The organism is Salinimicrobium oceani, from assembly GCF_012037645.1.
In genome coordinates this window covers 1-352 of sequence record NZ_JAAVJR010001151.1, presented here as the reverse complement: position 1 = coordinate 352, position 352 = coordinate 1, and the positions used below count along the sequence as shown (strand labels likewise).

Below are 352 nucleotides of genomic sequence, written 5' to 3'. Positions count from 1 at the left end.
AAAATTTTTCAAATATTTTTTTCTGAACAGGTTTGCTCATTCCGCTTCCCTGATCTCTTACTTTCATGACTATGTAATTCTTGACATTTTCTGTATAAATATCAATTTTAGGCTTTTCCGGGGAATACTTTACTGCATTATCCAGAATATTCACGATTACGTTTGTAAAATGAGCGTGATTTGCCAGGATTGAAGATCTTAAGGCTCCAAAATGGGTTTGGATGTATCCTTCCTTGTCTTCCACGATCAGCTCCACATGAGCCATTGCCTCTTCAATGATCTCGTGAAGGTCAAGCCGCTCCTTCTTAAGATCCAGCTCATTCTTCTCCAGTCGTGAGATACGTAACACATT

General features: G+C 38.6%; 1 protein-coding gene. It reads right to left on the bottom strand.

The genetic code is table 11. The features are described from left to right. On the bottom strand, positions 1–352 hold a 352-nt coding region (locus HC175_RS21225; RefSeq protein ID WP_168139935.1), incomplete at both ends, for a sensor histidine kinase.